This window comes from Sinorhizobium sp. KGO-5 (assembly GCF_036245905.1).
Lineage (GTDB): Bacteria > Pseudomonadota > Alphaproteobacteria > Rhizobiales > Rhizobiaceae > Sinorhizobium > Sinorhizobium meliloti_A.
In genome coordinates this window covers 163342-186308 of the sequence record NZ_BDIZ01000005.1, presented here as the reverse complement: position 1 = coordinate 186308, position 22967 = coordinate 163342, and the positions used below count along the sequence as shown (strand labels likewise).

The following is a 22967-nucleotide window of genomic DNA, read 5'->3' as shown; positions in this document are numbered from 1 at the left end:
GCGGCCTCCCTTCCTTGGCGGGCGCTACAAATTCGACCAATAATCAACCGCCTCCACAAACGAGACCGACGGCAACGAGAATTTCCCAACCGCGTTCTGGTCGATGTCCATGCCGCGGTCCTCCGCCAGATGGCAGAGGCACGTCGGCTGATCGAACTCGAGATCGGCGCCGGCAGGAATAAGCTCGCGCACCGACGGTGAAATCGGCACGGTCCAGATGTCGCCGCTTATGCTGGTGACGGGGCCGGTTTCGTAGAGCGCATGGTTGTAGCTGAAGCGCACGCCAACGAGGTTGGCGTCGGCATTGATGATGCGCAGTCGGATAGACGTCGCACCTACCGGCGTCACACCATCGGTGACGACCGAAATGGCGCCCTGCGTGTACGGTGTGTCGTCGTCAAACGGCGAGTCGTCGCTATGGTCGGTCTCGATGACAGGCTCGAACTTGCCAGAGACATACGGCGCCGACAGACTGGAACGGACGCGAACCGCGATCAGGCCGGAGCGGCCGCCGAGCTTTTGGGCTATGGCGTTCCACGTTTGCCAAGCTTGGCGCGAGCGGTTCTGCATCACGATACCGGAGTACGATATGCTCCAGAATCCCAAATCCGTCCTCGTACTCGGCTCGATGCCGCCTAGCGTTCTGCCGCCCGAACGGGTGAAGGGCGCGAGGTTCGCGCTAGCCTGTTGCGGGCGGAGAACGCAGATGGGCCATTGGATGATTTCAGCCATTGATGGCCTCCGTTAGGTGCGCCACTCCGCCCCAGCTCTATTTTTCTGGTGCGCGGCCATCGTCGGGACAACTCGCTGCGTCGATTCCGTCACGGCGACCTTCACGATTGTGCCGCTTGCGGTCTCAATCCGCCGATCCGCGATGTCAGCCATGCGTCCGGAATCGTCCTGCAGAACGATCGTCACTGTGTCGTTCGACTTCGCCGACGCCTGCGGTATCCGCGGCTCCATCAGCTTCACAGGGATGTTTCGTCCATCCGGCAACGGCACGGCTGCTTCTGGACCTGCCTCGCCGAAGATTGCGGCCGACTTGGAAATGCCGCCACGAGCGAACTTCTTTAGCGGTTTACCGTGCGCGGCTATGCCCCCGGTTGCGAAGCCGAAGATGCTTCCTATTCCGCTGAGCAAGCCGCCGAAGAGGCCGCCACCGCCTTTGAAGTTGCCAAGTCCGAATGCAGAGTCGAGTGCTATGTCGAGCAGCTTGTCGGCAACCTTGCCGAGCGCGTTAGCCAGCGCATCCGCCGCCGATTTCCCGGACTGCAGATCCTTGATGAACCCGCCAGTGACGTCCTTGCCGAGCGACTTCATATCCTCAGAGATCGCCCTCGCCCGCTCCTGGCTTTCAGCCATCTGGTTGGAGGCAACGGTCGCTTGCGCGTAGCCCTCCGCGAGAGCCAGAATCTTCTCGCGAAGTTCCGGCGTGGCTGCACTCAGTTCGGCGGTCTTAATTAGTCCGGCTTCATGCGCTGCATTAAGCAGTTCCTGCGTCGCGCTGGCTTTTGTGACCGCATAATCGTAATCGTCGATCAGCGGGTTGACGCCGGCCTGCGCCACCGTCTCAGCCTGAAGTGCGGCAGTGCGCTCCTTGATCTGCTCAATTTCGCGCTGGAAGCTGTCGCCTTTAGACCTGCCGCCGCCCTTTTTACCCTTACCGCCGCCCCCACCGGAGCCTGCGCCGCCGGAGCCACCGCCAAAACCAGCCGTGCTTCTGTCTTCTCCGCCCGGTGGGTCAAGCGGGTTGAACGGCAGTTGGTTTATCGTGCGCTCTGCGCCGCGGAGGTTGGCCTGCTCACGGATGGAGCCGAGAGCATCGCGTACTCGCGTCTTTGCCGTGTTTGCCATCGCATCGGCATACGCTGCGCCGGCAGCCTCGCCCGCGCCCGCATAGCTATTCTCGACGCGACCGAGCTCGACCTTGCCAATTTCGCCGATTATTTTGACATTTGCGGGGCGCGTGTTCGGGTCCATGCCGGATCCGACGGCGCCGCCAGTACCAACCAAAGTCGCCGCAGCGCTAGCCGCGCCGTTTATGGCGGCGATTGCCGAGTTGACGCCCGACACGACTTTGTTGATGGCAGACTCAACGACGCCAATCATCGAGTTCATCGCATTAACGACTGCGCCTGCAATTGCGCTAGGCAGCTTCGTGAAGGTCGCCACGAGCGTGTCGTAGACAAGAACAAAAGAGTTGATGATTTGGTCCGCCGCGGTGACTGCGAAGTCAGCGAGATCAGACCATGAGACTTCTGCCCCACCGAGAGCATCAGAAATAATGTTGGCGATTGCCAGAAATGTGTCCGAGACGACCGCCGAAGCCTCTACCGCGCCGCTCTTGACGTTGTCCCAGATAACGGCCGCATAGTCCTGCAAGTTGGCGAGATCGCCCTGAATGGGCTGTATCTCGTCCCCAAAGGCAGACAGCGCGAAAGCGGCAGCACCGATCGCAGCGGCAATCGCCACAAATGGATTAGCAAGCGCCGCGACGCCAGCAATAGCCGCCCCCCGGCCGAAGGTGGCTGCAAGTATGAGCCCTGCGGCTGCAGCAGCGTTCGCCACCGAATCGATATTATTGGCCAGTGCACCAAGAATATTGGCGATCGTCTGCGTGACGCCGTAAGCCTCGGCCTGCGTGCCGATGTACTGCGTAAGGTTGTTCCGCAACTGCGTGAAGCTGTCGCCAATGGTGGCGTTGGTTGCGGCGAACTGCGCCTCAATTGGCTTCTGCGCGTTCAAAATCGCCTTGAAAACGCGGTCTGAGGTGAGCTTGCCTTCAGAGCCAAGATCCTTGAGCCCCGCAATTGTAGTCTTGAATTCGTCCGCAATAGCCTGCGCCAAAACCGGCGCATTTTCTCTAAGGGACTTCAGTTCGTCGCCTTGCAGGACGCCGGAGCCGAGCGCCTGGCCAAGCTGAAGAATACCAGAAGCCTGCTCGGCGGCGGACGCTCCACCCGCCTTAAACGCCTTAGAAACGATAGTCGTTGCCCGCGCGATTTCCTCTTCGGATTTGGCAACGCCAGATGCCGACCTAATAAGACGAGCATACAAGTCGACGTAATCTTCCAGCGCAACGCGCGCCTCGTTCGCCCCATCCTTCAGCGCATCGAGAGAGCGTGCCTCAACGCCGGCAGACTGCGCTGCGGCCCTGACCTTATTGCCCGCTTCAGTCCAGGCGTCGGCGTATTGGGTGATCTCGCGTGTACCAAGGCCAGCGCCGCCGATCGCAACGCCGCCCTTGAGCATATTTGCGAAAGACGCAGTGACGCTCTTGTTCAGATCCTTGAAGCGCTTATCGATCGCCTTGGCGCGCTGATTGGCTACATTGTTCGCCCTGTTGAGCGCGTTCTCAAATGATTTCGTACGCGCCTCGAGCGAAACAATGAGGCGCTGCATATCAGTTGTCATTGCCGCCGACCCTGAGCTTTGTGGAAAGGATGCGTCCGCCGATAAGGCGGGCGCTTTGGTGGCGGCTAGAAGCCCTCAATGCCCATATCGGCAAGCCGATCGTCGCTGATCGTTCCACCCTTCGGCTTTGCGCCGTTGGCCTCCGCGAACCCTTGCGTCGCGCACGCGAATTCAAACATCGTCATATCGCCGATGTTCATGTGCAGGACGCCGGCCCATTTATAGAGTGCGCCCCAATCGATCTTCCCTCGCGGCAGCGGCTTTACGCGGCCGCCGCGCTCGACTCCCCCTGGTCGGCATCGTCCTCGCCGCCGTACAGGGCTGCCATAAGGATTGCCTGAGCAGTCAGAACGGATTCGGTAAGGGGGCGGTCCTCGACGTGCCGTTTGACCAGCTTGCGGGCGGTATCCTTGTCCAGTCCCCCGCCCTCCAGACCGAGCCGTATCGGCTGGATAACGTCATCCACGCGCCATTGTCCGGAACCAAGACGCGCCAGCACCCAAGCGGGGCCGGCGTCGCTCTTATCCTCCAAGGCGCGCAGAAGATCGATCGTGAGCAGGAAGGTATGCTCCCCACCTGCCCACGTTATGTCAACTCCTCTGGCCATTCAGCATCAGGCCTTGTTGGTCCGGGTGGGTGTGCCGTCGAACTGGATCTCGATTTCAGCCGAGACCTTCTGCCCCTTGGTGCGGGTGTTCGTAAGCTGCGTCAGGAGAGCCGGCCCAGCCTCAATCTCAATATCGCCGGTCGCCGCCTTGGTGTCGCGCAGGCGGACATTCAGCGTGGCGGAGGAGTAGAACCACGTCTTCAGTTTCGACTGCGAGGACTGAGCCCACACGCCCGTTCCCGACGCGGTCACCTCGATCGAACGGACCTGCTTCTCGATGCTAAGGGGCAGAGACTCGTCATCGCAATCAGGAATCTCAGCGGAGTCGACGTTTGCCTGGCGGGAGATGGTCACGTCGATAAGGCCGCAAACGGCGGTATAGACGCCGGCAGCGCCGACGGGATCGAACTCGACGTCAAGGACGAGTTCTTCAAATTTTTCAGTAACAGCGTTAGCCATGCGGCTATTCCTTTCAGCAAAGAAAAAGCCGCACTAGGCGGCCGGTGTTTTGGTTGATTTTGATTGCCGCCTCGGTGGCGGTCTCACTTCCGTCGCTTTACCCGCCGCAATGGCAGCGTCGGCGACGTCACGCGGCACGCTGCGCACGCCCGGTTGCATCACAAATGCAACTGCCTGTTTGGGTCTGCGGTCGTAGTTGAATACTTCCGTAAAGTGCACCCACGCCATCAATTCGCCGCCATTCATCACGGCTCCTCGATCATGGCGCGCACCTGCACAACGCCGTGGCTCGTCTGCCCATCGGGGTCGCGGAAGACGCGCGTAAGCTCCACCCAAGTGTCGACAAGGGCGTTTTCGGTCAACGCCAACGAGCGCCGATGCAGTGCCTTGCGGACGAGGTCCACCAGTCGCTTGCACTCGACAAACCCCACGGCGCGGGACCAGACATCAATCTGCGCCGTCACTTCAAGTCCGGTGATGCACTCAGCATCGTCCTCGACGCTATCGATCGGCCCGAACGAAATGTATGCGGTTTTCGAGGTGTTACCCGCAGCATCAACGGGGCCAAACGGCTTTTCCGGGACGCGATCATAGACGCCGTAGGCTAGCGCCATTACATCGCTGTCAGCCTTAAGCGTGTCGAAATAGAGCTTCTGCAGTTCTGCGGCGCTGCTCATTTAGCCCCCTGTGGCGGCGTCTTTTATCGCTTTGTTTATGACGCGCGTCACGCGGCTACGGACCCTCCGGCGCACCGCCCTGTATCCTGGCCAGAAGAACGGCTGCGCAGGAATCGCAGGGATAGTAGCCCCTTCGAACATGCCGCCCGCTGCGTGTGCCGCAGTGCCGAATTCGACGAGGTGGGCGTATCGGACGCGAGTGTTGCCTGCTGTGACGATCGCTTCTTCGGGGCCGGCAGTACGCGAGCCACCCGGCTGAGAATACGGCGGCGTTGTGCCACCCGGTGGCGTGACAGCTATGCTGTCCTTAAGGTCGCCATCGTCGACGGGTGCCAGAGAGCGCTGCACGGCGGCAATCTCGTTTGCGCCCTGCACCACCGCAGCCTTTGCGGCATCCTTCGCCGCCTGCGGTATGCGCCGCAGCTTCTTGGTCAGTTGCGCCAATCCCAACATTATGTCGCCACTCCGCTCTCCGCCAGCATCTCGAGATAGCCGCGATTGTCGCTTTCCTTCGGATTTTCCCGCAGGTTGTAAACGCGACCATCGCGCGTATCGACTGCCCGCCAATCCGCCGTTACAGCGCGAGCTCGTTCACTGTTGCGAATGGTGATTATCACTGGCTGCCGGCTCTCAAGGCGGGCAGCCATTACCGTCTCGCCCCCACGAAGCCAAGCGCGATTGGCGGCTTCGGTGAATTGCAGCACCCACATTGAAATCGTGTTGCCGAACCCATCGTCCCGCTCTTCGCGTTTCTCGAATCGGAGACGCCGGTCCAACTTGCCGGCGCCAACCATTACGCTACCGCAACGCCAGGGTACTGAACGTCGAGCGACAATACGGTTGCGCTCTTGGCGAGGCCAAGAAGGACGTAATATTCGCCGGTAGCGAGATCAGCGAGCGGGCAGATGCCGCCAGCCGTATCCGACAGGTAGTAAGCCGTGCCGGCCGTAAGAACGCTGCCAAGCGTGATGTCGCCAGACTTCTGAATTGCGAGCGGCTGGCCGTTGGCCGCGCCATTGAGCGCGATGCCTCGAGGCTGACGAACCGCCGCAGTTGCAGAGTTGTTATCGGCCAGTTCGTACTTGCCGGTGGTCGTGTTCTTGTAGACCATCTGGCCAGCAGTCACGGTGGTGCCTGCCGTGCCGTGCTCGATGACGGCATTGCTGCTAACCACCACGTCACTCGGCGTAATCGTAAGGTCTGCCATATTAATCCCTCTGCGGCCTACGCGCCGCGTCTAAAATTTGTCAGGAGGGCGTCAAACGCCGTCCAATCGTCAAGCTTCGCGTTCTCGCGAACCTCGTAGGCATCAGCGATAAACAGCAGGATTGCGTGCTTCACGGCCGCGGGCGCATTTGCGTAACCGACAACCGCAGTCACGGTGATTCGCGAACCGATCTGTATCGGCGGCCACTGCTGGCCGTATTTCGTGACGATCGACGCCTCTAGTTCGTCCGCGCGGAGCTCATAAACGCTCGTCGCTAGCGTTTGCGTCGCGCCATCCGTGTCGACATAGGCGATCGAAGTCACCGACGAAACGGGCGCTTCTGGTAGCCGTTCGAGATCACAGAAGCCGTCGCACTTCATCTCAACGGTTTGTGTCGCGAAGCGCGTATTGCAGTATTTCTCTGCGTGATCGCGCGCCGATTCGATCATCAAGTCGATGTCGGCGTCGTCATCACTGAAATCTATGCGCAGACGGCGCTTTGCGTCTGCGGTCGTAACCGGCTCACTTGTCGCCGGAGTCGTTATTTTCGTTGGATACCACATCAGCCTTGCCCTTCTTGCGCCTCTCGGCGGCAGGCTGCGCGACCGCGCGCTCTGTCTTTTCCTCAGCAACCGGAACGGCGTAGCCAGCGTCGATCAGCCTGATTGCTTCTTTGTCGGGAAACTCGCGCTCGTCACCGGGGCCGATCGAGTATTCGCTGCCAGCCAAGCCGACCAACATTCTGATTTTCATGCCACCTCCTTGGGGGAAGGAGGCGGGCCGAAGCCCGCCATCCAGTATTAGGCAGCAGCCGTGATGAGGTGCTTGATGGCGCCGGACTGACCGATCTCGCCATCGAAGCGGATCAAACCAGCAATTCCCATGTCGGGCCAAAAGCGCTCGCGCATCACACCAACGACAGGGGCGCCGACCTTGCGGACGTAAAACTTGCCAAGGTCGCCGAAGAGCATGACCTTCTTTGCGGCGGCAAGGGAGTCCATCGCTTGGTTGATGTGATAGCGACGGCCGTTGAACGAAGCCGGGATGCCCGCCTGCACGTTGCCCTGTTGCCAGAGATAATTCCCATCTCCGTCTTTCAATTTTCTGACGGCCTTCAGGGTGCCGTCATTGAACATGTAGCCCGCCTTCGGCGACTGGCGATAGGCCGGATCCACGGAGTGCTCGAGATCAATGATTTCATCCCAGGTGATCGCAGTCGTTGCCGCGGCAGTGACGCCAAGGGACGATCCGGTAACAATGCCGTTCGGTGCGCTGGAACCGGTGCCGGTCGTAAGCTGCAGGTTGGCAATGCGGGCCAGACGCTCGCCCAGCAGATCGCCCAGCAGGGCTTCCATGCTGAAAATCGAGTCCATGTCGAGCTCCCACGACCACTTCACGAATTCCGTGTCGAAGGAATACGCGTCCAGAGACTTCTGCCCGAACGTGACGTCCTTGCCGCCGTCATCGGTCAATGCGGCTCCTTCCACGTGGGCCCCGGCAGTGACGGTCGTGTCGTCGACGGTAGGCAGTTTGAGCGGATTGCCACTGCTCGTCGTGATGACGGTGCACACGTCCGAATTATACATCGGGCCCCAGGCCGCCATTGCCCGATCGATCTGGTTCATCAGTTCCGTCGGAACCGTGTAACCGCCGGCGCTGGCTGTGCCTGCAGTTTGAGCACGCGACTCAAATTTCGTCATGCCGGCCTTCAGAACCGCGCGCTCTTCGGGCTCGAGATCTGAGGGATTGACACCACATACGACCTTCGCGAAGACGTGGCGATATTCGAGCTTTCCACCGTCGTCGTCCTGGCCGCGGGCTTCGCCGTCGCCGCCGTTCGGGCGGTTACGTGCGCGCTCTTCGGCGGTACGACGCTCAATCTCGGCAAGTTTCTGCTCGCGTTCGATCAGCTTTTCGAGCTTGTCAAACTCAGCCATGATCGTGTCGTGGCGAGCATCGAGCTCGCCGGCGCGGGCCTCGTCTGTGTTGGCCTTGATCGCGTCGAGCGCTTCGCGGGCGTCGTGTACGAGCTTGCCGCGCTTTTCATTCAGTTCCTTGAGGGACATTCATTTCTCCATATGAAAAAGGCCCGCGAATGCGAGCCGTTTGGATAAAAATGGCAGGATGGCCCTGCCCTCCGGCTACGCCGGGTGGACTACGAAGCCTCCTGCCGGATGCCCCGAATTCGCTGTTCCATAGCCGCTCGCTTCTCGGCTACACGCCTGCTCGCGGCTGCTGCGTTGTGTGCGGCACCGCCTTCTGCCCTCGCCGCCTCAAGCGAGCGAAGGCCGATAGTGGTGTCTTCGTATGCAGGCCACGCCACCGCCGACACTTCGTGCAGTTCAAGTTTTTCGATGGTGCGGACAGGCGTCGCGCCGGTTTCATCCCAAGTTTCCTTGGTGACCCTGAAACCGAAACTCATCCCAGAAATGTCCTGCCTGGACACCAACTCCCACAGGTCGTTGCCATCACTTGTGTTCGGGACATCGATTTCTGCGAGCAGTCCGACCCCATCTTCCTGAAGGCGGAGCGTGCCGCTCTTCGTACGGCCAATCACGCGGCCGGGATCGTGATCGACCAGAGCTCGAATGTCGCCTTTGATGGCGTCCGCAAAAGCACCTGGGGCGATCTTCTCATCGAAGTAGCCGCCGATGCTCGCCACACGATCGAACTTTGCGGCATAACCGACCAGAGTTCGCTTTGCGCTGTCCGCGCGAACCTCGACACCAAGGCCGCATGCGCGCTTTTCAATGTTGGTGGTCATGCGGCGTCGGCCTCATCGTCGGATGTGTTGTCGTTGGCTAGCGGCTCTGGCGCGCCAGCCTTGTTCTGCTGACCGTACGTTGCTGTTCCGAGCGGCGCCGTTGCGCCTTGCAGGAACAAGTCATCGCCATGAGGCTTTGCCTCTCGGTTCTCTAGTGCTCTGGCCTCGTTGGGGGTCAGCAGTGCGTTCTGCACGGCCTTCGCTAGGCCATCCATGCGCGAAAGGAAATCACCGCGCATCAATCCATCGAGAACGTGCGCGATGTAACGGTTGCCGCCGCTTCGACCGAAGAACTTGAGATTTAGCTCATCTTCCAGAGCCTTTGCCCACTGGCCGATGAGATGCTGAACCAGCATAAGATTTTGCTGTTCGGTATTCGCCATCGTGCCATGGGTCAGATCCTGCAGAAAAACAGGCGGCAGCTGGTAGGATCTCGCGATTTCTTCCACTTGGAATCGGCGCGCTTCGACCATTTGCCCCTTGGCGGGATCCATGCCGACGGGCTTCAGCTCGTTGCCAGGAGGGATGGGAAAAATCTGGCTGTTACTGGATTTGGCCGCGCCGATCGCGCGTTTGATGTCCTCGTGCGCTCGCTTCAGCGCATCAGCCCCTTGCGGCAACGGACCAACCAGCGCGAGCGGAGGAACTCCTCCGCCGGAGAAAAAGTTGGAGCCGTAATCATTCATGGCAAGGGCAAGCTGTATAGCCTTCGAAGCCATGTTGATTGGGCCATAGTGCCTCAGACCGCAACTGCGGCGCATAAAGGGAACGTCGATGACATCGGCGGCATCGTATGTCTTGCCCTCAAACTCGTATGTGACCTTCAGGCCAACGCGTTTTATCGTGGTCTTGGCCGGATCCATCGGCCAAAGCGAGTCGATACCCTGGGGAGTTCGCTCGATGTAAGCGAGGCCGCGGCCGCCAGTGAACACCTGCTGCCAAAACCATTGCCAAAACGCAAACGAGCCTAGCGCATCGTTAGGAGCGGCATTCACAACCGTCTCGAGCTTGCCGCCGATGCGTTTTGCGCCACCCTTGCCGTCTCGGTAGGCGTGGCGCGGCAATGCGGCAAGCGTTCGCGACAGGAAAGCAACCGCCGCCCAAACAGCCGGGACGCTCAATGCGCTGTCGATCGTTACAGCCGGCAGATTTGCCGATTGGATGCCGAAATACGCGAGAAAATTCTCAGCGCTGACTGGAATCGTCGGATTTTCGACATTTGAGCGCAATTCAGGCGCATTCCTTCGTGTAAATGGCCATCGCATTCAGAATGCTCCCAAATCCGCTAGTGAAAATGAAGGATCGTCCCAGGGGGAAGCTATTGGCCCGCGACCATCTGGGTTACGCGCCATAAGCATCGCGGCGTTGAAGGTCGCCACCAACGGGTCGATCTTCGCCCGACCGGCCGTCTGTTTTGTGATCAGCACGGCACCTCCGCGGACTTCCGTCTTGGCGTTACCGACACACCAGTTCATCATGGGCCTGCCGCCGTGCCTAAACGTGCGATCCTTAAGCTTACGCTCAAGGCCCCACGTGGCGGGCGACAGAGCGGAGCCCTGGCGAACACCTGTCAGCATCTTTCCTTCGATGCCGCGAGCCGCAAGCTCATCAACGAGGGCGGCCACGCCCATAGGATCGAGGCCGATTGCGTTCTCCTCGGGGAGTAAGCCAGTATCGTAGATCTTGCGGACGAGATCGGCCACCTCATGAATGTCTTGGGTGGCGTCCTCGCAGATAACCAAGTCCTTATCGCGCTCGAAGTCGCGCAGCACAGACGCAATATCCTTGCGGCGGTTCAGAACATCATCGTGCGCCCACGCCCGATTCCACGAAAGCCAGTCTCGCGTGTCCTTATCCCTGCCGATAACGGCAAGCCCGAACAAGTCGTCAAGGCCGCCGCCGTCAATCCCGACAGTCACCACGTCACTGCGTTCAAGAATGGTATCCAGCGTCAATGACGCGTCGCCGGCAGCTTCCCAGTGATCTGCGCCAGGCCATCGATCAGACCGAAGATTTAGCCCGATTTCGACGTTTAGGTGCTTAGAAAGAAAAGTTCGACGCGTGTCGCCGTCGCCAGCAAGCTCCTTGCGAAGTTCATCCTCAAGCCATTCTTGGCTGACCGACCGTCCAATGTTCGGGTTGGTAATGTAGGCGTTGGCAGGGTTTAGATAAGCTTCAGCCTCAACCATCCTGCGAGGAAATTCGTAGATGACGCCAAGGCTCTTCTTGTCCTCGACCGCGCCATCGCGGATGTTGCGGTAATAATCCAGCTTCGCCTTGAACACACCCGCGGGAGGCGCGTCGGACTGCGTCGAAAGGTAGATCGTGAAACCTTCCGGCTTCGAAATCAGGCCGCCTGTCGCCTCACGCAACATGGCATCCGCAGTTTCCTTCTTGCCGAAAAGCCAAAGCTCGTCGACGAGGACGAAGGCCGCCTTCTTGCCGGACACAGTGTCGTTGTCGGCCGCCACAACTTTAAGCGTGGCCTTGGTGCCTTTGTGCGTGATCGTCTTGCGATGATCCTGCACGTGAAGTTGCTTAGACAGCACAGGATCCGCACGCACCATGTCGGCCGCTGGCTTAAACGCGTTGTCGGCAACTTCCTTGGTTGGCGCCAGAATTAGAAGCTCGGCCGAATTTCGCCAATTTCTAATAAGAGCCGTGACCATGATTCCGGCCGCGATTGTCGACTTGGAATTCTTCTTGCTTATAAGGAGAAAGAACTCTCGGATCAGACGCCGGCCCGTTGCCGGGTCATACGCACCAAAGATCGCTGCGACGAAGTCAAAAACCCACTGGCCGCACGCGTCACCGAACGTCGGGGATCCGGGCGCATCCACGATGCGAAGGGATTTGAAAACCTCAAGCGCCGCGTCGGCCTCGGAAGGGAAGAGTGGCTTGCACGGAACAATTGATTTCTTGGCGACGATCCTGTCTTCCCAATCGACGCACGAAGTTGTCCATTCCATCAATCACCAGATGCGCTTGGCGGCGGCGGTGGAGTGGCAAACTTGCCTTCCCTCGATAGCCTCTCAGCCTCTTCCTGCTGCTGCTCTTTCTTGCCGCCAGCTGCGTCGCTTGCACGAGCGTGGACGTAAGGGGCTGCGGCGATTGCCATGCGGTCCCTCCGTTCTGAATCTGAACTGTCGTCGTTCATGACGGTAAGCATATAATCGAGAGGCGACATGCCAGACTGGCGAGCGGCCTTCTTGATGTCCGGAGCAACCTTCACAGGCTTTGCTTTCGGCGCCTTCGCTCCCTTAGGGCGCCCTGCGCCAGGGCGAAAACCACCGCTTGCCATTGCCGGTAAACCTCACTGAAAAAATCAAAGAATCCCAAAATTGTGCGCACATGCGGGGGACGCGGGTACGGCGACAGAGAGGTTCGGCAACTTTGGAATACCCCCCCTGACGTGACATTTTTGTCACATTCGCAATGTTGCGTCATCGCGCAACATTCTTTCGCGACACAAAACATCATCGATGCGCAATATTGTTGCGTGAAACATTAATGTTTCACGGTCGCATGGCATTGCACCCTGCGGCCACACGCTCGGCCTCGGCCAGCACACTTGCCCTCGCTCTGCTTACGAAGAGCGGGTGAAGCATCACCCTGCGCTGCTCACCGATAAGCTTATTGACGCTGCTCATTCGGTTAATACCAACGATGCGGCAGCGATTGGCAAGGTCATCGCCTCGCCATTGGGGAAGACGGAACTTCAGCCACTTCGCCATGTCGTTGGTGAGCGCAACAAGACACGCGCCCTCTTCAGGTATGCTGTCGAAGAACTCTTTAGTCATATCAACCAGACCAGTCATATCAATCCCACACTCCTATCGGCTCCGCTTGATCTTCGCGCTGCTTGATCGTGTCATGACAGTCGGAGCACATGCATGTTAGGTTAGTTAGATCCCAGAATAACTCTGGCCTTCCGCGATGAGGTATGGTGTGGTCTGCAACTAGCTTCGATGTATCGGCATGCAACACGCCGCATCTGCTACACTGAAACATAGCGTCAACAAGGACTTGCCACCGCAAGTCCTTCCATCGTTTCAACCCATACCATTTGCGCCAAGGCTTGGCAGCATACCGATGCTTGTCACGTGACTGCTCTTGCGGCGCGGCACTGATGACAGAACATGAAAGCCTAGAGAGCGTTGGCTTAAGCGTGGTGAGCTTGGTCATGCTGACCTACAAAACAAGAAGCGGCGAGGAGCGTGCCGGCTTATCATTCCGGTGCTCAACTCGCCGCTTGATCGCCTCGTCGCGAGAGGAGGAGCGCGCCGAGGCAATTGGGATGAGGCAGTCCCGGCAATGCTCGCGAGTTTAGAACGTCCGCGGCCCGACAGCGCCTCAAAGCAAAAAGGCCGCCTTGTGCGGCCTTCGGGGAATTTCACCCCTTCAATAAAATACGATGTGAAGACGCTATTTACCGGACATCACGCCGCGATTTTTTCTTCCGCTGGCGCGAATTTCACTCGCGCCGTCTCGTCGAGATCGATCAGCGCATCAATCGCGGCGTCAATGAGTGACGGACCACGCTTCTCTGCGTATGCAGGCGCTTGCCCCATGGCGACGCCAATCTCCTTCGCTGTCGCATCGGTTATGGCCATATCAAGCACGAGTGCATGGCGGCCGAGGTGATGGCGGAGATGATCAACATAGTCGAGAACCTCGACCTGCCGAGCAAAGTCCGGCTCACGGCCAGCTGCTGCCGAAATCTCACCAGTTGGTTTGGGCCGCTTGACGCCGCCTGCCCACTGTGGGCCGGAAACGAGGCCATCTGGGCAGCGGATTGCTGGACGTGGGAGCAGGTCGAAAGGTACCGAGCCGTCGACGCCGAGACTCTGCAGGAGTTCTCGCGCCTCTTCCGTCCCTTTCTGTGAGTCCAGCATTGGAACCAGCGCCGGTTCACCCGAAAGAGGTTTTGAATACGGCTTGGCCGTCAACGGTGACGCCACTGCGCCCCGGAGCTTCAGATAACTCCAAATTGCGCTATCCGACCTTGCCGCATTGCTGCCTCCCTTGGCGCCACGAGGGCGTTCGACCGGGCGTAGTGCCCTGCCCTTGCGCGTCTTGCCCCATTCAATCAATACGCCATCACGGAAGAGAAGGTCACCGAGTTGGGTATCAATGCCGTTGTTTTTGTTCCTGTGGTGGCTTGGCGTGCAGACCTTCTGCTCGTAGGTGTTGACGATCTCGCCCGTGAAATGCCAGCGTTCGCGGCCCACCACCTTCCAACCGACGGCGGCGAGGAGCTCCGCCTCCGAGGGACGAACTTCAATAGTGGTCTCCGGATCCAGATTATTTTCTTCCGGCGCCTCAATCTCGGATCCCGGAAAAACCATGTTCTTCCAGTGGCGCAGGGCGAAAAGCCTCCGATAGTCGCCACGGTAGGCAAGTCGTTCAAGCGCCGGCCACGCCAGTTGCTCCCGCGCCGGCTTGTTGTCGTTGGCTGGTGTGATGGCTTTGGTGGTTTTCTTCGCCCTGGCGGTGGTGGGCTTGCCGTGTGCCGCCAGGAGCTGGGACAGTTGCGAAAGATCCTTGTTGCTCGGCTTCTCGCTGATCAAAGGTGTACCTCCTACCTGGTGAATTTCGGTCGCGGATCTGGCATTGCCCGGATCGCTTCGGATGCTTCGTTGAGTATGCCGCCTGGGCCTTCCATCAGGAGGGCTGCCTTTTCTTGAGCAAGCCGGAAGGCTGCAAGGCGGGCTTCCTCCGCCGCGGTTCGGGTCACACATAGCGACAGGGCGTATTCCTTTTCGCGGTAGGCCTTGTCGCGCTCGGTCTCCAGCTCTTTGATCTTGCCCTGTAGGGTTTCGATCGTTCGATGTGCATCGACGAGAAAGGCGCGATAGTGATCGCCTCGTCGCTTCGGATCGCGTGGCGCCGTACTATCCGCCGCGAGCGTGTATGCGGATAGTTTGGCTGCCACGCTCTCGCGCCGCGCAGACTCCTCCGCTGAACGTAGACGCCTACTCACGCGTTGATAACCTCCGCCATTAAGGGCGTGAGATGGTAGCAAACCGAGGCCCGGTAGGTTGTCGGCCAATGCTCTGGCATCTCCGCCATCGCCATCGCAGCGCCGTGAGCTGGCGTGCTGGGATTGTGCTTTTCAAAGGCTGCCCGAATGGCCGGACCGTCATAGAGTTGAATCCAGCCCTGACGCGGAGCGTCTACCGCTTCGACCGCATCGTAAAACTTGTCGAGCGCGCGGCGAATGCGGACGACGTCTTCGGACGTGGCCGCGATGTCGTGTTTGGCGGCGAATGCTTCTGCTTCGTTCATTTCAATACCCTCCAAGTTCTGATCGTTCGAGCCGGTGCCACTCCCATGTTTGGTGCGTCTCGCACCACACCAACGCAAGTTGCTCGTCGCCGGATATTTCATCGAGACTGTCCACCTGGCTGGTGTCCAGTCGGTGGATGATCTTCTTCCCGTTCTTTGTCTCAGTAACTTCGATGGTCATGTCGTCCTCCTTCGCGCGCGTGAGTGATGGCTGCTTCGGGTATCGAAAACGGACCTTGGGGGTATATCCCCATACTTAGTGTACCCACTCTTACATATATCTTTGTTTTTATTACATTTTTCACATGAAAGACTGGGGGGAAGGGTGGGTGCAAGGCCGGGTGAGAGACCGCCGGAAGACCGGGGGAAATTTGCCGTCGGTATTTGTCGGTAACCAATTTTGCCCCCCACTCTTCCCCCCTCTTTCACCCGGCCAAATCCCCGGTCTTTCACCCCCCCTCGATGGGCAGAATGACTGCCGCATTCGGTAGGGATTCAGCAGACCAAAACCTCACCTTCGACTGACCGCTTTCAGTCGTGAGCTTTGCGAGGTGCACCTCTCTCGCCTGCCGCAGCATCGCTAGGATGTCTTCAAGGCGGCGCTTATCGATCGCGCCCCTCAAGTTTTTTACGATGTCACGCAGTGTGATGCCCGACTGGCCTCGCCTGACGACTTGCTGACGAACACGGAGATATTCCGCTGCTCGATCGTTGTCGGCGATGTTGTCGTTGGCGCCTCGCAGGATGACGTGCAGCGAATGCTCCGCCACAGCATTGGCCCACTCCTGAATCTCGCGAGTTATGATCGGCTCTTTCGGGTCACATCCAACCGCAACAATCAACGCGAGTCTGGCGGCGTTCTCGCCGACGCGGTTTAAGATTGGCCGATACTGCGGATCGATGGTTTTCTTCATCGCTCGGATTCGGTCGTCGAAGTCCTCGAATAGATCGTCGACACCAGGCGCCCATTCAGCGGTCACGATAGGCCACGGCTTCTCATCGGACCTGGCGGAAAGCGCACAAAACGTTCCCGTGTATTTGCCTGCTGACAAACCGAGGAGCGCAGCCACCTGATCAGACAATGCAGGTGGAATCTCCTCGATGCTGTTCGGCGGGCGGCGAACCTTAAGTGGCTCCGCGCTGCCTACGTCAACAAGAACAAGGCGGCCAAGCAGGCCCTCCGAGATATTCCCACTCGATAGCGCACCCCAGAACGTGCTTGGGGTCGACACCCCGTGGACCGTAAGACACGGGGCGACGATGCGAGGAATATTGCCGCCAGCCTTTTCTTGGCCACCCCAGAATCCAGCCGGCGCTCCCGTCAGTTCCATGAGCGATGCGGTTATCTCCGCCCGATGCGAAGCGACGTTTCGCCCGGTGTGCTCGGCCAGCCAGCGCCCGAATTCATCTTGTACGACGATCGCGGAAGGAGACTTTCTGAGTTTTCCGGCTAGGCCTGGGAGGCTTCGGATTTGATCAGTAAACAAGGTCTCACTAACCTTGCTGCCCCACGAAGTGCTGTCAGCAAGCGCAGCCGTGGCTCTAATCGTCGCATCTTTTCCGAAGCCAGATTCAGCAAGGCCGACAACGTAGAGGTTCGACCGTAGACCTGTCGGCCCTTTGTATCGGCGCCCGATCAGACCTGCTGTAAATGCCAGCGAAGCCACTAGGGACAAATGCGGCGAAGGAAAGCGTGCGCACGAAACGATGAAGCGTGCGAAGTCGCCGACAGCTCCGGGCGGAAAGCAAAGATGCTCAGGCAGGCCGGTGGCCTGCGGCAACGTCGCCGGCTGCTCATCGTCTTCTTGCTCTTCTTCCTGCATGTTGTCGTTTGCGGCGGCTGGAACTCGGCTCAGGCTGCCGAGCGTCATGCGCGCGCCGAGGTCACGCTTTTCCCAGCCAAAATCGGCTGGATCGCGACCGAGCTGGCCGCAAATCCAAAATGCTGCCTGCTGGGGGGACGCCGCTCCGCCCCACTTTTCGACAAGAGAAATTGGTGTTTCCGGCTGTTCGAGACCGAAGTCCTGAATTCCGTCGCGATGAATGGAAATGTCTTCCTCGAGTTCGCGCCCAAGCTCCTTGGACTTGACACGCCATGAGCCCGTCCCGGCCTCTTTTCGCGCGGCGGAAAAGAGGGACGGCACCCACCTGTCGGTGTCCTCGAGGGCTGCAGCATTGACCTGCTGCCAGAAGGTTCCCGAGCCGGCGCGGGTCTGCTCTACCGCGGCCTTACGCGCCCGCAGTGGACGCCCATGAGCGTTGAGGTAGTCTGTTGCTTCCGCGACGAACCCATCGATTGCTTCCGGAGTAATTTCCGGAAGCTCGGAAAGCGGCACATCAAGCGGAGACGGGCCGATCCACTCGTACGGCCGATGCGTCTCTGGGTGGATGCCGAAGCCGACGATTTGCTGACCGTCGCCCATCACCTCGACTTGGCATTTCAGCCCGTTTACCGTGTATTCGGCGGTCGACAATTTCTTTCGAACCTCGGTGGCGCGAAACAGCAACATCACCTTCGGCGCCTTACCAACGCGGCGAAGGGCGATGTGGGCGCCAGGCAGCAGGTCTGCCATTGCCGTTAGCGCGGCCGCCGTGTCCGGATCTTGAGCGTCGATGTCGACAGCGACAACGCTGCCGCACAGGACGCCGGTGTTTGTGTACGTTGGATTCGCGGCCGTGAGAGTGGAAATCTCTTCTGCGGAGCTAACCGGCGTGCGCCAGCCCGCGACGTCCGAGATCTTGCCGCGTGCCAGGACGGGAGAATAGCCGTTCGCGAAGAGCGCCGTGCGAATAGCAAGTGGGGTGAGATCAGACGTAGCTGTTGCGGCGATGCTGGTCACTATCGATTTCCTTTATTGCAAGAGCAGCGATGTCGCGACGCACAGATGGAGCCAGTGCGGCCGTTAACGAGCCATTCCCAGATTTGGGCGGATAGACATTCAACCTGCCGTCTCGCGCCTCGATCAATTGGAGATCGAAAAGCTTGATCTCGGGCGTCAGCTCGAGGCTAAACGCAGCAATGGCCCTAAAGCCCTGCGGCGATGCAGGGTTGTGAAGGCGCCGTAGATCCACCACTCTCATCGCGCACCCTCGGCGGCGTTCCGCACCTCTCGGGCCAGTTTCTGCCAGCTTGCAAAGATGCGGTCGCCCCTTCCGTTTTCTGGCAGATGGGAGTGCCAGTCTTCACCTGGGGGCACGTTCAATTCGGCTCTGATCTTATCTTCGAATGCGGCCAATCTGGCCGCCGCGCCTAGCTGCTGACGCAAGTATCCTCCTATCGCCGCCCGAAAGGCGGTTGACTGTGTGAACGACTGTGGTGGGAATTACGAGAACAAATAACCGGGAATTGCCGGTCAGCGACAAGGATTAGGCGGCAATATTCCGCGCGGGTGTGTTGTCATTGGCACACCATGTGGATGTACGGGCGCGCTCGGCCACCCATGTGTCGAGGTCGGACGTATTGTAAATCACGCTCCGACCCAACTTGTAGAACCGCGGGCCGCCGCCGAAGCAGCGAAACTTGTCGAGGGAGCTTTTCGAGAGGCCTACGTACTCGGCCGCTTCCTTCACGCGAATATTCTTGGTCATCAGCACCTCCATCGTTTCAATATGATGGACAGCTATTTATGACATTTCACGGGGGTAGATTAGTTGCTTTAAATGTCCTGTGGGGCATCGCCGGCAATTTCTTCCATTGCAGCTTCCCATTTTGCGATTGCAAGTTTGACTTTCGCCTGGTCTCCCAACCGATACTTTATGCTTAGTTCCTCAAGGCGCCGCTCATATGGAATGCCCGCTGAGCGCATCTCGTCGTTCTCGGCCCCGATCTCCGGCCATAAATGTTTGGAGCCGAACGGCTGGCGCCCCCTTTTCGCAGTGGCGAGGTATTCGGCGAGAGCGCGCGTCTCGGCCCCCGCCTTACCCGACGCGATAAGGTCATTTATCCGGGCAAGCGCCTCTTCTCGCTTTCCTTGGTGGAGAAGAATGCGTATCCAGTGGGCCGGAACGTCAATCGGCGGGAGCTTAGCCATTCGTGCCCCTCATAGCCTTTGCGATCTTATTCCCAATCTCGTCTGCCGCGCGCTTGAGCGGATCCACGTCTAAGTGGGCATAACGCTGCGTGGTCGCCGCTTGAGTGTGGCCCAGCAGCTTCCCGATGATGGGAAGACCGAGGCTGCCTCCGACACCGACGCTGGCAAAGGAATGGCGAAGGTCATGCAGGCGCACTCCCTCCAGCCCCGCACGCTTGAGGACGGCTTCCCAGGGTTTGTTGAGATCCGCTCTGGGTTTTTCGTCTTCGGTGCCGGCCGAATTCCCTGCAATTACGTATTTCCCGACGCGTGGCAAGCCCTCAAGAATCGCAATCGCTGCAGCGGACAGTACGACGGTTTTTTTGCCAGTCTTCGAGTCCGGAAGGAAAAGTACGCCGCGCTCTAGATCCACCTCCGACCATTTCAGATCAAGAATTTCGCGGCGTCGCGCCCCAGTCAGCAATAGAAGTCGGATTGCTGCCACGGCATGCGGACCATACACGGTGCGCCTATTCTCCGGTTTAGGAGCATGCTTCGCGTAAGTTTTTTTCTCGTCGACAGCGTAAGGCAAGCCGATCGTCTCCGCCTCATGAAGGGCTTCGCCTAGCGCCGTCAGTTCTGACGTGGTGAGAAACCTCTCCTTGCGATTTTCCTTGAACCTTTCCACCGCCTTCACAGGATTATGCCCCGCGGGCACCAGATGCTGCTTTGCAGCCCAGCTGAACATGGCTGAGAGAACCGCGAGTGTGCGGTTTGCCATTGTTTTTCCAGCGTTCCCCTTCCCGATTTTACCGCGGGTAATGTGTGCCTGCAGCCGCGCAACGTCACTTGGCGTCACGAGCGAGCAGCGCATTGATCCGAGCACAGGCTTTACGTACCGCTCGACCGCGGCCGAGTACTCTTGATAAGTACGTGCCTTGCGCTTGGTAGCTACATGGTCCCGTAAGAACTTGTCGGCCAGGTCAGCGACCGTATCCTGCTTCCGCTCATCACTTCGTGCGCCCGCCGGATCAGCGCCCAAGGTCACTCGCGCAAGGGTTCGGGTAGCTTCGTCGCGGGCGTCCTCGGGGGAATGCGTGGCAGGCGTGCCGATTTTCAGCCTCTTTTTCGCGACTCCGCGTCCTCCCGCCCCCGGTCGGTACTCGAGTATCCAAGATCTCGCTCCGCTCGGCATGACCTTGAGACCGAGACCCTTCACGGTCTCGTCGTAATAGATGACCGCCTTCTCCGACGGCTCGATTGCAGAGACCGCTTTTCTCGTAAGCTTGATTGTCGGCATGATCCCCCACTGAGTCGCCACCGAGTCGCCACCAAAAATGAAACACACGGAAATCCGCGGCGACTTACATGCGAACATATAAGGCAAAATGCCTGAAAAACCAAGGGTTCTTGACACAAGCGGAAACACGGAGCAATTTAGGTATGCTGACTTTTAATCAGTAGGTCCAGGGTTCGAATCCCTGCGCGCTCACCATAAAAAGACAATCAAACAACGCTTTGCATGATCTTTCTAGCTTTACCCTCGCCTTCCGCCACCGGCCAGCTTGGCGTCGGCATCAGATCACAGCTTGCATTAAGCCTCGCGTCGGCGAGCCGCTAGAAATTCAAGTAAATATTGACGCTCGGTCGACGGTTGTAGCGGTAATCGTCACGGTAGCCGTAGCTCTGGGTGTAGTCATAGCGTGGGAAGCACCTGCCGTAGTAGCGGCATGAACGCCAAGCCTGCCGCCTGTTCCAATGGCTGTCTCGCCAGTTGCGTCGGTGGTCGACCTGCTCAACCGCGCCCGTCTTCACCTGCTCTGGCCTAGGCACGAAGATCGGCGCGGCTCTCGCGGGCAAGGCGAAGGACGCAGCCAAAACTGCGGCTGTGAGGGCCGACAAAAACTTTCTCATGAAGGGATCCTCCTCGGTGCGGATGAGATTGCACCGTGGAGGCTGAACTGCTGATGAATGGGTGCGTTGGTGGTGTCCTGCTGAATCGAATCTACGCAAATGCGCAGATCCGGTCGGTTCACTGATATCCGGAACCTCCCCGCCGGTCGTCGGTTCCTCCTTCCCCAGCAGGAGAAACAACATGGCCAAAGACGAACTGAGCGCCGGCTTCACCGGGACGCCGACCGAACCGCCCACTGGTGTCCGAAAGGTAGCGAAGACAGCCACCGACGCAGTGAGCCGCGAGGCTAACGCTGTGGTGGCCGGCGCCGCGGATCACCCATACACAGCAACCGGCCTGGCGCTCACAGTCGGGGCCCTCGCCTTCGCGATCGGCTACGTTATGGGCCGATCGTCAATCGACAACTGGCGGTAGATTACCGGCCGGCGCTGCTGGTGTGGGCGCAGATGGTGACCGCGCTGGCCATTGGAAACTGTAGCTCTGATTGGCCCTAAAACTCTTGCGTCGCCAGGACGCTTAACTCAGCCGGTCGCGCTCGCCGCGGCTGTTGTTGCAGCGCGTGCATGCCATAGCGAGGTTTGACCAATGGCTCGTACCGCCGTCAGCGCGGCGATGCAGGTGTTCCACAGAAGCCACCTGAAATACCTTCCAGCGCGTGTCCATCGCTGCCTCCGTGGTCGTCGCTTTCATCTGTCGACGCGGCGCCGAGTCTATCACGGTGATCTCTTGCGTTTGCCGGCGGCCTGGGCGAACCTCTGATTCCCATTTCCTGAACTGGCATGTGAAACCGATGAGCAGCAAAATTTTCGAAACCTTGACCGGCATGTACTTTACGGTCGACGCCGCCGATGGGAGTTACTCCACCGGTCAAGTGATCCGGCTCGCTGCAGAGGGGCTCTATTTCGTTCGGTTCGACGGCAACGAGGTGACATTGCCCCTGGAACTCGTGACCGTCGGCGAGATGCTGGACACCACCGAAGAAGAGTACAAGCTCTGGCGGTTTTTCGACACGATCGAGGAACGTGACACGTGGATCGAATGGCTGGACGCGCCGTCTAAGCCGCGGGTTATCTCGCTTGTGAAGCCGACCAAGTAACACGTTCGAACCCGTGACAATGGCCAATATCGATCAGATAGTCATGTTTGGCGCCGGTCTCTGGATGACAGCGGCAGGCTTTGGCTTCGTCCAGACGAATACTCAAGTCCCGTGGCTCGTTCAACTCACAAGGCATTTTCGCTGGATGGGGCCGCTGTTGACCGTTATCGCTGTGGTTCTGCTGTTTAACCCAAGTTAGCGACATGATTTTCCGAATGGCCGTAGAAGATGGGACGAAGAGTTGAACTGATTGCGGTGGCAGTGATCATCATCTCCGCCTTTGTGCTCGTTTGGCTGCTATTTGTCTTCAGTTGAACGCTGAAAAGATCAGCATGGCGTGGTCTGGAGCAAGCGATATTGAAGCGTAACGTGCGCGCCATGAGACTGCTCGCCCTGGCGGCCATTCTGATCGCAGTGCTGCTGCTGTTCCTGCTCGTATCCGGCATTGCCGATGTCCCCTGTCAGGACGGCAGCTGGGACCCGAACAGATATACCTGCGTACATACAGGGGTGACGTCATGAAGGCTGCC

General features: G+C 59.0%; 32 protein-coding genes. 4 read left to right on the top strand and 28 right to left on the bottom strand.

Annotation, left to right across the window (positions count from 1 at the left end; genetic code table 11):
- Positions 1-24 precede the first annotated feature (24 nt).
- The 27 genes from BHD07_RS21435 to BHD07_RS21305 form a co-directional block, all read right to left on the bottom strand.
- The gene (locus BHD07_RS21435) at positions 25-732 is read right to left on the bottom strand and encodes a hypothetical protein (RefSeq protein WP_338282992.1); all 708 of its coding nucleotides are present in this window, start codon (positions 730-732) and stop codon (positions 25-27) included.
- A gap of 12 nt (positions 733-744) precedes the next feature.
- Positions 745-3414 carry a tape measure protein gene (locus tag BHD07_RS21430; RefSeq protein ID WP_338282991.1) on the bottom strand — a complete coding sequence of 890 codons (2670 nt, stop codon included), beginning with the start codon at positions 3412-3414 and terminating at the stop codon, positions 745-747.
- A 262-nt stretch (positions 3415-3676) separates the two neighbouring features.
- Positions 3677-4021, bottom strand: coding sequence for a gene transfer agent family protein (locus BHD07_RS21425; protein ID WP_338282990.1), 345 nt, complete (start codon positions 4019-4021; stop codon positions 3677-3679).
- A gap of 6 nt (positions 4022-4027) precedes the next feature.
- A complete protein-coding gene (locus tag BHD07_RS21420) occupies positions 4028-4480 on the bottom strand; it encodes a phage tail tube protein (protein ID WP_338282989.1) in 453 nt (150 codons plus the stop codon).
- Between the two features lie 33 nt (positions 4481-4513).
- On the bottom strand, positions 4514-4726 hold the full coding sequence (locus BHD07_RS21415) for a hypothetical protein (protein WP_338282988.1): 213 nt from the start codon (positions 4724-4726) through the stop codon (positions 4514-4516).
- Entirely contained in the window at positions 4726-5157 is a 432-nt protein-coding gene (locus tag BHD07_RS21410) for a DUF3168 domain-containing protein (RefSeq protein WP_338282987.1), read from the bottom strand. Before BHD07_RS21410 ends, BHD07_RS21415 begins: the two co-directional genes overlap by 1 nt.
- A complete protein-coding gene (locus BHD07_RS21405) occupies positions 5158-5610 on the bottom strand; it encodes an HK97-gp10 family putative phage morphogenesis protein (RefSeq protein ID WP_338282986.1) in 453 nt (150 codons plus the stop codon). It lies immediately after the preceding gene.
- Positions 5610-5951: a phage head closure protein gene (locus BHD07_RS21400; RefSeq protein ID WP_338282985.1), complete on the bottom strand. Its 342-nt coding sequence runs from the start codon at positions 5949-5951 to the stop codon at positions 5610-5612. The genes BHD07_RS21405 and BHD07_RS21400 overlap by 1 nt, the downstream gene beginning before the upstream one ends.
- Complete coding sequence (locus tag BHD07_RS21395; RefSeq protein WP_338282984.1) at positions 5951-6364, bottom strand: hypothetical protein; 414 nt, start codon at positions 6362-6364, stop codon at positions 5951-5953. The genes BHD07_RS21400 and BHD07_RS21395 overlap by 1 nt, the downstream gene beginning before the upstream one ends.
- A 17-nt stretch (positions 6365-6381) precedes the next feature.
- On the bottom strand, positions 6382-6927 hold the full coding sequence (locus tag BHD07_RS21390) for a head-tail connector protein (RefSeq protein ID WP_338282983.1): 546 nt from the start codon (positions 6925-6927) through the stop codon (positions 6382-6384).
- Positions 6887-7117, bottom strand: coding sequence for a hypothetical protein (locus BHD07_RS21385; protein ID WP_338282982.1), 231 nt, complete (start codon positions 7115-7117; stop codon positions 6887-6889). The genes BHD07_RS21390 and BHD07_RS21385 overlap by 41 nt, the downstream gene beginning before the upstream one ends.
- 47 nt (positions 7118-7164) lie before the next feature.
- Complete coding sequence (locus tag BHD07_RS21380) at positions 7165-8430, bottom strand: phage major capsid protein (protein ID WP_338282981.1); 1266 nt, start codon at positions 8428-8430, stop codon at positions 7165-7167.
- Between the two features lie 89 nt (positions 8431-8519).
- On the bottom strand, positions 8520-9128 hold the full coding sequence (locus tag BHD07_RS21375; protein ID WP_338282980.1) for an HK97 family phage prohead protease: 609 nt from the start codon (positions 9126-9128) through the stop codon (positions 8520-8522).
- Positions 9125-10357 (bottom strand): phage portal protein, encoded by a 1233-nt coding sequence (locus BHD07_RS21370; protein ID WP_338282979.1) that lies wholly within the window; start codon positions 10355-10357, stop codon positions 9125-9127. The genes BHD07_RS21375 and BHD07_RS21370 overlap by 4 nt, the downstream gene beginning before the upstream one ends.
- A 36-nt stretch (positions 10358-10393) precedes the next feature.
- Positions 10394-12097 carry a terminase large subunit gene (locus BHD07_RS21365; RefSeq protein WP_338282978.1) on the bottom strand — a complete coding sequence of 568 codons (1704 nt, stop codon included), beginning with the start codon at positions 12095-12097 and terminating at the stop codon, positions 10394-10396.
- Between the two features lie 546 nt (positions 12098-12643).
- The gene (locus tag BHD07_RS21360) at positions 12644-12946 is read right to left on the bottom strand and encodes a hypothetical protein (protein WP_338282977.1); all 303 of its coding nucleotides are present in this window, start codon (positions 12944-12946) and stop codon (positions 12644-12646) included.
- Position 12947: 1 nt separating this feature from the next.
- A complete protein-coding gene (locus BHD07_RS21355) occupies positions 12948-13139 on the bottom strand; it encodes an HNH endonuclease signature motif containing protein (protein ID WP_338283141.1) in 192 nt (63 codons plus the stop codon).
- 428 nt (positions 13140-13567) lie between these two features.
- On the bottom strand, positions 13568-14698 hold the full coding sequence (locus BHD07_RS21350) for a hypothetical protein (protein ID WP_338282976.1): 1131 nt from the start codon (positions 14696-14698) through the stop codon (positions 13568-13570).
- A gap of 11 nt (positions 14699-14709) precedes the next feature.
- Positions 14710-15063, bottom strand: a complete 354-nt coding sequence (locus BHD07_RS21345; protein WP_338282975.1) for a hypothetical protein — start codon at positions 15061-15063, stop codon at positions 14710-14712.
- Between the two features lie 44 nt (positions 15064-15107).
- Positions 15108-15416, bottom strand: a complete 309-nt coding sequence (locus BHD07_RS21340) for a hypothetical protein (RefSeq protein WP_338282974.1) — start codon at positions 15414-15416, stop codon at positions 15108-15110.
- A 1-nt stretch (position 15417) separates the two neighbouring features.
- Positions 15418-15597: a hypothetical protein gene (locus BHD07_RS21335; protein WP_338282973.1), complete on the bottom strand. Its 180-nt coding sequence runs from the start codon at positions 15595-15597 to the stop codon at positions 15418-15420.
- A gap of 268 nt (positions 15598-15865) precedes the next feature.
- On the bottom strand, positions 15866-18256 hold the full coding sequence (locus tag BHD07_RS21330; protein ID WP_338282972.1) for a bifunctional DNA primase/polymerase: 2391 nt from the start codon (positions 18254-18256) through the stop codon (positions 15866-15868).
- On the bottom strand, positions 18225-18497 hold the full coding sequence (locus tag BHD07_RS21325) for a hypothetical protein (protein ID WP_338282971.1): 273 nt from the start codon (positions 18495-18497) through the stop codon (positions 18225-18227). The genes BHD07_RS21330 and BHD07_RS21325 overlap by 32 nt, the downstream gene beginning before the upstream one ends.
- Before the next feature lie 285 nt (positions 18498-18782).
- Positions 18783-19004, bottom strand: coding sequence for a helix-turn-helix transcriptional regulator (locus tag BHD07_RS21320; RefSeq protein ID WP_338282970.1), 222 nt, complete (start codon positions 19002-19004; stop codon positions 18783-18785).
- 68 nt (positions 19005-19072) lie between these two features.
- Positions 19073-19447: a hypothetical protein gene (locus BHD07_RS21315; RefSeq protein ID WP_338282969.1), complete on the bottom strand. Its 375-nt coding sequence runs from the start codon at positions 19445-19447 to the stop codon at positions 19073-19075.
- Entirely contained in the window at positions 19440-20726 is a 1287-nt protein-coding gene (locus BHD07_RS21310; RefSeq protein WP_338282968.1) for a tyrosine-type recombinase/integrase, read from the bottom strand. Before BHD07_RS21310 ends, BHD07_RS21315 begins: the two co-directional genes overlap by 8 nt.
- Positions 20727-21043: 317 nt before the next feature.
- Positions 21044-21340 (bottom strand): hypothetical protein, encoded by a 297-nt coding sequence (locus tag BHD07_RS21305; RefSeq protein WP_100673208.1) that lies wholly within the window; start codon positions 21338-21340, stop codon positions 21044-21046.
- 181 nt (positions 21341-21521) lie between these two features.
- Between BHD07_RS21305 and BHD07_RS21300 the strand changes: the two genes are divergently transcribed.
- Positions 21522-21755 (top strand): hypothetical protein, encoded by a 234-nt coding sequence (locus BHD07_RS21300; protein WP_100673207.1) that lies wholly within the window; start codon positions 21522-21524, stop codon positions 21753-21755.
- Positions 21756-21857: 102 nt separating this feature from the next.
- Here BHD07_RS21300 and BHD07_RS21295 read toward each other — a convergent pair whose 3' ends face one another.
- Positions 21858-22004 (bottom strand): HNH endonuclease, encoded by a 147-nt coding sequence (locus BHD07_RS21295; RefSeq protein ID WP_234819254.1) that lies wholly within the window; start codon positions 22002-22004, stop codon positions 21858-21860.
- A gap of 127 nt (positions 22005-22131) precedes the next feature.
- Between BHD07_RS21295 and BHD07_RS21290 the strand changes: the two genes are divergently transcribed.
- From BHD07_RS21290 to BHD07_RS21280, 3 genes are all read left to right on the top strand, one after another.
- Complete coding sequence (locus BHD07_RS21290; RefSeq protein ID WP_026168598.1) at positions 22132-22437, top strand: hypothetical protein; 306 nt, start codon at positions 22132-22134, stop codon at positions 22435-22437.
- 19 nt (positions 22438-22456) lie between these two features.
- Positions 22457-22636 carry a hypothetical protein gene (locus tag BHD07_RS21285; protein WP_338282967.1) on the top strand — a complete coding sequence of 60 codons (180 nt, stop codon included), beginning with the start codon at positions 22457-22459 and terminating at the stop codon, positions 22634-22636.
- A 158-nt stretch (positions 22637-22794) separates the two neighbouring features.
- Positions 22795-22959 carry a hypothetical protein gene (locus tag BHD07_RS21280; RefSeq protein WP_100673204.1) on the top strand — a complete coding sequence of 55 codons (165 nt, stop codon included), beginning with the start codon at positions 22795-22797 and terminating at the stop codon, positions 22957-22959.
- Positions 22960-22967 lie beyond the last annotated feature (8 nt).

Excerpts from the sequence above, each read along its gene's own strand:
- BHD07_RS21390 (WP_338282983.1), bottom strand. The coding sequence starts at position 6,927 with ATGTGGTATCCAACGAAAATAACGACTCCGGCGACAAGTGAGCCGGTT.
- BHD07_RS21365 (WP_338282978.1), bottom strand. The coding sequence starts at position 12,097 with ATGGAATGGACAACTTCGTGCGTCGATTGGGAAGACAGGATCGTCGCC.
- BHD07_RS21360 (WP_338282977.1), bottom strand. The coding sequence starts at position 12,946 with ATGACTGGTCTGGTTGATATGACTAAAGAGTTCTTCGACAGCATACCT.
- BHD07_RS21290 (WP_026168598.1), top strand. The coding sequence starts at position 22,132 with ATGAGCAGCAAAATTTTCGAAACCTTGACCGGCATGTACTTTACGGTC.
- BHD07_RS21410 (WP_338282987.1), bottom strand. The coding sequence starts at position 5,157 with ATGAGCAGCGCCGCAGAACTGCAGAAGCTCTATTTCGACACGCTTAAG.
- BHD07_RS21395 (WP_338282984.1), bottom strand. The coding sequence starts at position 6,364 with ATGGCAGACCTTACGATTACGCCGAGTGACGTGGTGGTTAGCAGCAAT.
- BHD07_RS21435 (WP_338282992.1), bottom strand. The coding sequence starts at position 732 with ATGGCTGAAATCATCCAATGGCCCATCTGCGTTCTCCGCCCGCAACAG.
- BHD07_RS21335 (WP_338282973.1), bottom strand. The coding sequence starts at position 15,597 with ATGACCATCGAAGTTACTGAGACAAAGAACGGGAAGAAGATCATCCAC.
- BHD07_RS21310 (WP_338282968.1), bottom strand. The coding sequence starts at position 20,726 with ATGCCGACAATCAAGCTTACGAGAAAAGCGGTCTCTGCAATCGAGCCG.
- BHD07_RS21400 (WP_338282985.1), bottom strand. The coding sequence starts at position 5,951 with ATGGTTGGCGCCGGCAAGTTGGACCGGCGTCTCCGATTCGAGAAACGC.
- BHD07_RS21305 (WP_100673208.1), bottom strand. The coding sequence starts at position 21,340 with ATGAGAAAGTTTTTGTCGGCCCTCACAGCCGCAGTTTTGGCTGCGTCC.
- BHD07_RS21420 (WP_338282989.1), bottom strand. The coding sequence starts at position 4,480 with ATGGCTAACGCTGTTACTGAAAAATTTGAAGAACTCGTCCTTGACGTC.
- BHD07_RS21340 (WP_338282974.1), bottom strand. The coding sequence starts at position 15,416 with ATGAACGAAGCAGAAGCATTCGCCGCCAAACACGACATCGCGGCCACG.
- BHD07_RS21430 (WP_338282991.1), bottom strand. The coding sequence starts at position 3,414 with ATGACAACTGATATGCAGCGCCTCATTGTTTCGCTCGAGGCGCGTACG.
- BHD07_RS21295 (WP_234819254.1), bottom strand. The coding sequence starts at position 22,004 with ATGGACACGCGCTGGAAGGTATTTCAGGTGGCTTCTGTGGAACACCTG.
- BHD07_RS21375 (WP_338282980.1), bottom strand. The coding sequence starts at position 9,128 with ATGACCACCAACATTGAAAAGCGCGCATGCGGCCTTGGTGTCGAGGTT.
- BHD07_RS21355 (WP_338283141.1), bottom strand. The coding sequence starts at position 13,139 with ATGTTTCAGTGTAGCAGATGCGGCGTGTTGCATGCCGATACATCGAAG.
- BHD07_RS21380 (WP_338282981.1), bottom strand. The coding sequence starts at position 8,430 with ATGTCCCTCAAGGAACTGAATGAAAAGCGCGGCAAGCTCGTACACGAC.
- BHD07_RS21285 (WP_338282967.1), top strand. The coding sequence starts at position 22,457 with ATGGCCAATATCGATCAGATAGTCATGTTTGGCGCCGGTCTCTGGATG.
- BHD07_RS21425 (WP_338282990.1), bottom strand. The coding sequence starts at position 4,021 with ATGGCCAGAGGAGTTGACATAACGTGGGCAGGTGGGGAGCATACCTTC.
- BHD07_RS21415 (WP_338282988.1), bottom strand. The coding sequence starts at position 4,726 with ATGAATGGCGGCGAATTGATGGCGTGGGTGCACTTTACGGAAGTATTC.
- BHD07_RS21405 (WP_338282986.1), bottom strand. The coding sequence starts at position 5,610 with ATGTTGGGATTGGCGCAACTGACCAAGAAGCTGCGGCGCATACCGCAG.
- BHD07_RS21320 (WP_338282970.1), bottom strand. The coding sequence starts at position 19,004 with ATGACCAAGAATATTCGCGTGAAGGAAGCGGCCGAGTACGTAGGCCTC.
- BHD07_RS21325 (WP_338282971.1), bottom strand. The coding sequence starts at position 18,497 with ATGAGAGTGGTGGATCTACGGCGCCTTCACAACCCTGCATCGCCGCAG.
- BHD07_RS21385 (WP_338282982.1), bottom strand. The coding sequence starts at position 7,117 with ATGAAAATCAGAATGTTGGTCGGCTTGGCTGGCAGCGAATACTCGATC.
- BHD07_RS21315 (WP_338282969.1), bottom strand. The coding sequence starts at position 19,447 with ATGGCTAAGCTCCCGCCGATTGACGTTCCGGCCCACTGGATACGCATT.
- BHD07_RS21300 (WP_100673207.1), top strand. The coding sequence starts at position 21,522 with ATGGCCAAAGACGAACTGAGCGCCGGCTTCACCGGGACGCCGACCGAA.